At 51.0% G+C, this 1,572-nt stretch carries 2 protein-coding genes; both read left to right on the top strand.

What is annotated here, in order from left to right; genetic code table 11:
* Nucleotides 1-167 precede the first annotated feature (167 nt).
* Nucleotides 168-644, top strand: coding sequence for a 2-C-methyl-D-erythritol 2,4-cyclodiphosphate synthase (ispF, locus tag ACJ2PR_RS35920; protein WP_446880642.1), 477 nt, complete (start codon nucleotides 168-170; stop codon nucleotides 642-644).
* A 209-nt stretch (nucleotides 645-853) separates the two neighbouring features.
* On the top strand, nucleotides 854-1,572 hold a 719-nt coding region (locus ACJ2PR_RS35915; protein WP_446880641.1), incomplete at its 3' end, for a DICT sensory domain-containing protein.

Below are 1,572 nucleotides of genomic sequence, written 5' to 3'. Positions count from 1 at the left end.
ATGAGGGATGAGGGATGAGGGATGAGGGATGAGGGATGAGGGATGAGGGATGAGGGATGAGGGATGAGGGATGAGGGATGAGGCAGCGTCAAGACCTCAACCAACTTCACATCGAAGACTTTCCCCTCGGACTGTAAGCTAAAAGCTAAAAGTTAACGGCTAATCGTATGACCATTCGGATTGGAAACGGGTACGACATTCATCGCCTGGTAGCTGGACGTGACCTGATTTTGGGCGGGATCAAAATTGAGCATGAAACAGGATTGTTGGGCCATAGTGATGCCGATGTGCTGACTCACGCCATTATGGATGCCATGCTGGGGGCGCTGAGTCTAGGAGATATTGGACATTACTTTCCGCCGACCGACCCAAGATGGGCTGGGGCTGATAGTTTGGTGCTGTTGGCGCAGGTGCATCAATTGATTCAAGATAAAGGCTGGCAAATTGGCAATATTGATTCTGTCGTCGTAGCAGAGCGCCCCAAACTCAAGCCTCATATTGAATCGATGCGATCGCGCCTCTCCACCATTCTCAAGCTGCCACCCGATCGACTGGGGATTAAAGCGACGACTAACGAAAAACTGGATGCTGTCGGGCGAGAAGAAGCGATCGCCGCCCATGCCGTCGTTCTCCTAGAACAGTAGCGCGCTTCAGCATTAAGAAACACTCGCAGATAGGGGCAGAGGCCTGCTGACCCCTTACAATCAAGTAACTGTGGTGCGTTGGCGTGGCTACGTCTTGACCTGCGGTTAATTCGGAGAAGACCCCTTAGAAATGTTCGGTTTGTCCGTTAAGACGCAGAGCCAAGTCTTAGCCTGCTGGATATTACCCAATCTGGCTTGTAAAACGATTGATGATCATCCCCGATTCAGTCCTGGATACCCTGCTCAAAGCGCTTCCCCAGGTACGTCCCCAACTTTACTTTAAGTCTTCGTTGACGGCCCTCTCCCACGCAATGGAAGACCAGGTTTTGGCGGGGGTCGATCGTCCTTTAGTGATTGCCAGTTTTCAACGAGAGCGGTTTTATCGTCAAGAATCTCACCGCTACTTGAGAATTGCCGAACGCACCGATCAGGTGTATGTGTTGGCGGCTCCCGAAACCGATTTTGCCAACCGTTCTCAGCAGTATGAAACGATCGCCTTTGAGCCAGCCGACGGTCTGAGCAAAGAGTGGCATCTCGTCGTCTTGGGGCAGCAGTACGCATCTTGTCTGATCTGCAAAGAGCGATTTCACGAATCCGAACAGGGCGTTCCTGATTTACATGTCGATCAGTCGCGACGATTTGAAGGAATCTGGACATTCGATCGCCAAACTGTCTACAAGTCAGCCGAGATTCTGCTGCACCGCATTTTGCAGTATCGTCCAGAACTTGTGGAAAAAATTGCGCCTGTTCTAACTCAGATTGGAGCCAACGAATCCACTGGATTTAATCAAGTCGATCCGGGCCCGTTTGCCGAACGGTTGGTGACCTATCTACAAGCCGGACAGTACAAGCTTTCTAAAGCCTATCGATCGATCGCCAAAATTAAAATAAGCCATGTAGGGCGAAGGATTGATCAGACGCAGCGATC

The sequence above is a fragment of the Phormidesmis sp. 146-33 genome (assembly GCF_052939515.1).
This window is presented reverse-complemented; position numbering and strand designations above follow the sequence as displayed.